This is a genomic window from Niallia taxi (assembly GCF_004005475.1).
GTDB classification, from domain to species: Bacteria; Bacillota; Bacilli; order Bacillales; family Cytobacillaceae; genus Niallia; species Niallia taxi.
Window position 1 is genome coordinate 144,396 of the sequence record NZ_RZTZ01000011.1, and the last position, 6,315, is coordinate 150,710.

Sequence of the window (6,315 nt, forward strand, 5' to 3'; positions counted from 1 at the left end):
ATGAATCTTTTCTGTACAAAAATGCTAACTTACAGAAATTTCTTCCGCACAAAACTGAGGCACCAAGTTGAGCTACACAAGAGTTTTAACCTTTATTTTTTACTTTTCTAACAAATGTTTACTAACTACTTTAATAAACCAAACATATCTAAATTCTCTAGATAAAATTGAAAGTAATCATCATTTAAATCTGCCTCGTATTCTGCAGTACCCTGTTCTAAAAGTGAGCCGACTATCATTGCATTCAAGTAACGATTGATAAGCATACTGTTTCCTCTTACAAGAAATTCAGAAATATATTTATTGTCTTTACTCTCAAGGATTATATTTATTCTTTTGCCTTCTTGTTCTGCTATTAAAATTTGATTATAACTATATTCATCTTTTTTAATTTTTTTACTGCTGAGTGGAAACTTAATATTATCTATAACTTGTTCCTGTTGATCTGCTTTTTCTTCTTCTGTAAAAACTTTGCTTAAAACATTTGCATTGCTGATACTAAGACATAACGTAATTTTATTATAATCTAACTGATCATCATTAACTAAGTCCAATAATTCTTCTTTTTGAAATTCAGTAGCTTCATATTTTCTTTTTACTCTTTCTACTACTTGGTCTTTAGTAAAGGTTAGTTTATGCTTCCTATTTAGGTACTTTTTATAAAGATTTTTATAGTCAACCAATATATTTACCTACTTTCTATTACTTTACAGGACTTTATAAAAACATGAGCTTTTGAAGTTCTTTTTATATCTAGTACTTCAATTGCATAACTCTAGCACATATAAAAACATCTGTTCCCTAATCGAGAAATCAAGTGAGTTAATTATATTAGTAATCATCGATTAAATATTTTCTTTGTTAGCAATTAACTACTCAGAATAAGGGTTATAATCTATCTCGGCCTTGCTAAGACCGTCTAGTACTTTCTCTAACCTCATAGTCAAGTCTGCTAATTCTTCATCTGTCAGTTCGTTTGTAACATCTGCCTCTTTAAACATATTTAATCTCTTTGTTATACCTTCAACGTAACCAATGAAAACTTTATTATAGGTGATTAAAATCTCTCCTATAGCAACATCTACAATAATATCCTCTATTTTTCCTAAGTTATTAAAATCATCTGCTAACCTTGCTATTGCATGACTATGTCCTCTATTTTGAGATAAAAATTCTTGGTATACTTCTTGAATTGTTTCAAATAACTCGTTATATGTCCAATCTTCCATTAAAAATCTCTCCATTACTTACATATTAGTTTGGTTTTTAGACTTAATTAATGATTCTGCTTTTTCATCTTGGTCCTCATCTTTAAATAGTTCCCATCCTAATACCGCTTCTCTATTATCTATTTTACTCTTTATATCGAATAAGCTTAAAAATGTATTCTTTCTTACAGTTGGTATGTACTTTGTAACATTATTATCTTTCTCTACAATCATAAATATTTTTGACATCATTTTGTCCACCCTTAAAAATCATTTTCAATAGACTCATTTAATGGCTTACCTGGTAAGCTCTAATTTATAACTAACGCCATGCCATTTTTGGAGAGTCAAGGCCAGTTGAATCTTCCTAATGGGTATAAATAACTGTATAATCAGCATCATTAACTTGCATACCGATTTAAGTATTTGATAGTTATATGCATGTAGGCCAGCAAGTCCAACTAAATTCATTGTATGTTACTACATTCGTATTAACATTTGGTGAACCTTTAAGTGTCTCCATATATTCACCTGCTTTATTCCTTAGTTATGTAATCTGGAAAACCGCGTTTCAATGAGTTTTCTTTAGCCCCTTCAGCACTTTGTTTATCAATAAAGTTATCATTGAGCGAGAAGCTATAGGTACCACTCGGTATTGAATCCATCTCCTCTAACTCTTTTGTAACTTGGTTGAAGATTTTTTCACTTGGTTTTGCCTGCTTGTCAGCCATAAATAACTGAATATTAATTTTGAAATTTTCAGCTTTAAACAAGTTCGCATCATAGGCATTCCGCAAATTTTCTGCACTTTCATCAGGATTGCTTATAAAAAGGTCATAAACAGGTTTAATCGCCTCTTCTTTACTTGTTAGCGCTAAAAAATAATACGGAGTCATATATCCATGTCCACCAACATTTTGGAGAGCTTCTTTTGTTTTACCAGTAACTTGCCCTTTTGCTGCAAGCGACTCAAGGTAACTATCAAGCTTTTTGAATTCTTCATTAAAAATCATGTGATATAATCCGCCTTTAATGGCATTTTCCACCTGGTATTCTTCTGCCCAAATTTTATCTGTCAACACTTGCTTTCCTTGTTCATCAATTGGTACAACGGCATAAGTATAGAAATGTACTTTCCCTTTGGATTCTACAAAAATCGTTGCCCCTTCACTGCTACCGACTACATTATGTACATAAACATCCGTTTTATAGTTATCCTAAAAAAACTTTAAAGCTGCTTCTTCTATCTGGTTTTTGTACTTTTCAGCAAGTTTATCGGCATCTTTTCCATAGGAAAGAGCATAACCTTCGCCTATATAATCCTGAACGCTCAACAAGCTGTCGTTAAAAGGTTCAGCTTGTGTTTCTTTAGTATTATTCATACCAGAACAGCCTCCAAGCATTATTGATAACCCAATACTGCAGAGCAAAATTTTTATATTCTTGACCATAGTTAGTATCTCCACCCTAAAGGACTGTTCCATATCTATAATTGATTGTAGCGAATAAAGTTATATATTTACAATTCAAAAGGTGAAAAATCACCCTTTTTAAGCAGAAAAGAGGAAAGTCAGGAATAGGCTCCTCATTAGCTTACTTAAAAAGATAAGAAGGTAATCAAACGTAGTATAAAAATGGAAGATTACTTGATAGATATGGTTCACTTTTTAATGCTGACAGCATATTTTTGAACGTTAATTATTAAACCCTGAACCAATTGAAAGGGTATAAACTCCCATGACAAAAAGGAAATAATTGTTTATACTCACTTTTGGTAAGTTCTTCCTTTGTATTAAAGGATGGGAGAACAAATAATAGCTATTCATTATATGGCTAATAACATCGGGGGAAACAGATATGAAAGAATTATTAACAAAAAAAAGGATAGTGCTTCGGTGCTTCGCTGTATTGGCTTTAATGCTGATTATTGGCGGATGTGGAGAGAAGAAAGAAGCTGGCGGGAACAAACAAGAAGATGAAAAAGCGAGTGAATCATCACATGATGCGGACTCCGTTAAATCGAATTCTAGTGATTCCGAAAAAGTATACGATGGAAGTACAAATGAGCCAAACGTCTTCGAGCTGGATTGGGATGAATTTAAAAGTCGCTGGGAACAAAATTTAAACAGCCTTGGTCGCCCGGAACTTGGTACCATAGAAAATGAGCAAGAAAAGGAAAGTGCTTATGGTTTATTAAAATCTGGAACCTTGGATGAGACCGAGTTATTTGGTTTGTCTGCTAATACGGATCGAGATACAGGCAAAATAATAACTGTAGTAGCTTCTGGTTTTGAAAGCGAGGAAGGTGTAGAGAGTGGTAATAGCGTATTCTTTGCTGCATCCGCATTAATAGACGTTGCTGATCCTACAATCTCAACTAATAAGGTTCTGGAACTAACCGAAAAATTAGGTCTATACGGTACGATTACAGATGACGGGCAAATTGTCATTGAGGAAAATGGTTTGATTTATACTTCTATGGCTCAAGAGACAGATGATATGGGACCACTTGTTTCGTTAACTATTCAGAAGGCAGCAGAATGATTTTTGCTAATAAAAGATAATATTTAAAAAGATTGGGTGATTAGTTAAAAGAACTAGTCACCCTTTTGTTTCCTATTAACAAGACATATGAGATGCACATACAACAACTATTAATTGTTCAATTTTGGAATTCTGTTCAACACATTGAACTGCAAAATCATTATTGTATGAGACCTCTTTCCACTTGCATTCTAGTTTTTGTTGATAATCCTTAGTAATCAGCTATAAAAAAACTACAAAAAAAGAGCAGGAAACAATACCTGCCCTTTTGTAAATCTACTATTCGAACGAATATTCTGCTTCTTGTATTGGAGTTATGTCTTCATACGTCTCTCCATCCATAGAAGGAGCAAAAACAAATTTAATTTTTGAGATATCCTCCGCTTCCTCGAGTTTAAAAATGAATCCATCATCAAACTCCTTTGTTACCTTACCTGCGAACGGCGCCAAGCTATCAGCTTCCGTGTAGATAATGTCATTTCCTAATCTATCAACCTGTTGTCCTTTATCTGTTACCACATGCTTTAAACCTTCCCAAACAATGTTCTTATCTTCCTTGTTTTCCACCTCATAGCGTATCTGCACATAAACATATTCATCTTTAATGTCATTTGCAGCCTGCGAAGCAATCTTTAGAATATCTATGTGCTCTTGCGTAACATTAGTCATTTTAAATAGTCTCATATCTTTGATTGTTACTGCTAATGGTGAAACATCAATCGTTTTATTTATTGCCTTCATTTTTAACAACTCAAGCATGCCATCCTTTGTTTCTGCCTTTTGACCAGCTTTAGTAAGTTCCGATCGTGCAGCTTCTGTAGTTGTCATATTTAGCTCATCAGCCTTTTTTTCTACTTCTGCTGAAGATATCTCTGCATCATTGCCACATGCAGCAAGAAATAAGCAAGTTGCTAATGCTAGTGATGTTACTAACTTCTTTTTCACTTAAAGTCCCCCAATATATGTAATTCGACCATATTATACCAAATAAAACATAGTGATTGGGGTTCATTTCCTTTTTTGGTTCTTTAATCCTAGTAATGGTATGTGTAAATAAGCCTATGACTAGATAGGGAGTATCGAGGTCAAAGTTATTAAAAAAACAGCTAAATTAAATTATCAGTACTAAGCAATAAAAAAACAGTATAAAATTCTTTTACCCTTTGTATTATCACTTTGTTCTACTTATTACGTAGAAACTGTTCGAAGGTAACTTTCCCCTTCTGAATATTTATATTTGTGTTCTTCCCTTCAACGAAAGCCTTAGATATCCTACCTGGCAAAGAAACATCAAATACTAAATTCTCTTCTTTCTTCGTGTTAATTTTTACTTCAGCCATCTCTCTAATTGTCATTATCTCAGGTCCACCATAGTCCTCCACCCTTTCTTGGGGACCTATATCCACCAAATCAATTAGATGCATAGCAAATTCATGCACGTCTACACTTTGCACTTTCCATCTCCCCGGAATGACATATCTGTTAAAGAAAGGTTTGGATAAAAGTAAATTTTCTACAAATCCATGAAATTGCGTGGCACGTGCAATTGTGTAAGGAACAGTACTTTTACTTAACAGTTCTTCGGCTTCTAACTTCAGGTGATAGTATTTCCAAGGTATTTCTTCGATGCCCACGATGGAAGGGTAAATAAAGTGCTGTATATGTTGTAACTTACTCAACAGATTTCCTAAGCCTTCTATTTCTACCTTTTTGATGTTTTTCATTGGGCTTGTTGCTGCATGAATGATGACATCTACATCCTTTACAGCATCTTCCAATCCCTCTCCTGATACCAAATCGCTATATACCCAATCCAACTGTTGCCAATCTTGAGGTCTTTTTCTAGATGTTATCTTCACCTTGTATTCAGTATCTTTTAGATGAAACAGCAAGGCGGAACCTAAATAACCTGTTGAACCTGTCACCAATACTCTCACGTCGAACACGACCCTTCTGAGAACTATTTCTTTGTATTGTATTATTCGTTTGTCTTCTGCTTTATACGTCTTATTATAAGAATAACGTGATATAAAATAAGCCACCGAACGGCAGCTACTTAGTGTATTTAATTCATAAAAAACGTAAAACTTTTCTTACCAATAGCCGTCTATATAAAGGGGAAAATATTCACAGTAACCCCACTAGTTTAACCTCATAGAGGTATTTCAACTGTATTTCCAAAATCCTTGATGGATCACGAGGGAATAATGTATCTCGAAGAGTTACTGAGACGCGGTCATTCAGCTATAATTTAGTAAAAGCTCTGTTGTATGACTTAGCTTTTTAGTAATTTTTTTATCTAAATCAATAATCTGCATCCTTGATGGCAAATTCTCTATTTTGAAAATTGGTTTATTAAAGGAAACCATCAAAGTTACATGGAGAGAAAAAAACCAAAGACGTTAAAATTAATTAGAAAAGAAGCCCAACTCATTTTGATATTATCCCCTTTAGGTAGACAGTGTAAAAAGCCCACAAGAATAATTGTGGATGGTACACTCTACTTGGAGGGGATTTTATTATGGCAAAAAAAGGGCAAACATTTCAATCATACTCTTCAGAA

General features: G+C 33.7%; 8 protein-coding genes and 1 pseudogene. 2 read left to right on the forward strand and 7 right to left on the reverse strand.

The window, feature by feature from the left end; genetic code table 11:
• Positions 1-125 precede the first annotated feature (125 nt).
• From EM808_RS21345 to EM808_RS29230, 5 genes and pseudogenes are all read right to left on the reverse strand, one after another.
• Positions 126-683, reverse strand: coding sequence for a hypothetical protein (locus tag EM808_RS21345; RefSeq protein WP_127740579.1), 558 nt, complete (start codon positions 681-683; stop codon positions 126-128).
• Positions 684-872: 189 nt separating this feature from the next.
• On the reverse strand, positions 873-1,229 hold the full coding sequence (locus tag EM808_RS21350) for an Imm3 family immunity protein (protein ID WP_127740581.1): 357 nt from the start codon (positions 1,227-1,229) through the stop codon (positions 873-875).
• 18 nt (positions 1,230-1,247) lie between these two features.
• Positions 1,248-1,457: a hypothetical protein gene (locus EM808_RS21355; RefSeq protein ID WP_164849740.1), complete on the reverse strand. Its 210-nt coding sequence runs from the start codon at positions 1,455-1,457 to the stop codon at positions 1,248-1,250.
• Positions 1,458-1,744: 287 nt separating this feature from the next.
• Positions 1,745-2,413, reverse strand: a pseudogene (locus EM808_RS21360) (DUF1672 family protein); the annotation flags it as partial.
• 12 nt (positions 2,414-2,425) lie between these two features.
• A complete protein-coding gene (locus EM808_RS29230) occupies positions 2,426-2,659 on the reverse strand; it encodes a DUF1672 domain-containing protein (protein WP_235856676.1) in 234 nt (77 codons plus the stop codon).
• A gap of 406 nt (positions 2,660-3,065) precedes the next feature.
• Between EM808_RS29230 and EM808_RS21365 the strand changes: the two genes are divergently transcribed.
• Positions 3,066-3,752, forward strand: coding sequence for a hypothetical protein (locus EM808_RS21365; RefSeq protein WP_127740585.1), 687 nt, complete (start codon positions 3,066-3,068; stop codon positions 3,750-3,752).
• Between the two features lie 279 nt (positions 3,753-4,031).
• Here EM808_RS21365 and EM808_RS21370 read toward each other — a convergent pair whose 3' ends face one another.
• Positions 4,032-4,697 carry a lipoprotein gene (locus EM808_RS21370; protein ID WP_127740587.1) on the reverse strand — a complete coding sequence of 222 codons (666 nt, stop codon included), beginning with the start codon at positions 4,695-4,697 and terminating at the stop codon, positions 4,032-4,034.
• Positions 4,698-4,933: 236 nt separating this feature from the next.
• Positions 4,934-5,677: an SDR family oxidoreductase gene (locus tag EM808_RS21375; protein ID WP_235856677.1), complete on the reverse strand. Its 744-nt coding sequence runs from the start codon at positions 5,675-5,677 to the stop codon at positions 4,934-4,936.
• Between the two features lie 453 nt (positions 5,678-6,130).
• Between EM808_RS21375 and EM808_RS28960 the strand changes: the two genes are divergently transcribed.
• Positions 6,131-6,315 (forward strand): hypothetical protein (locus EM808_RS28960; protein WP_205685888.1); only part of this gene is annotated, 185 nt, incomplete at its 3' end.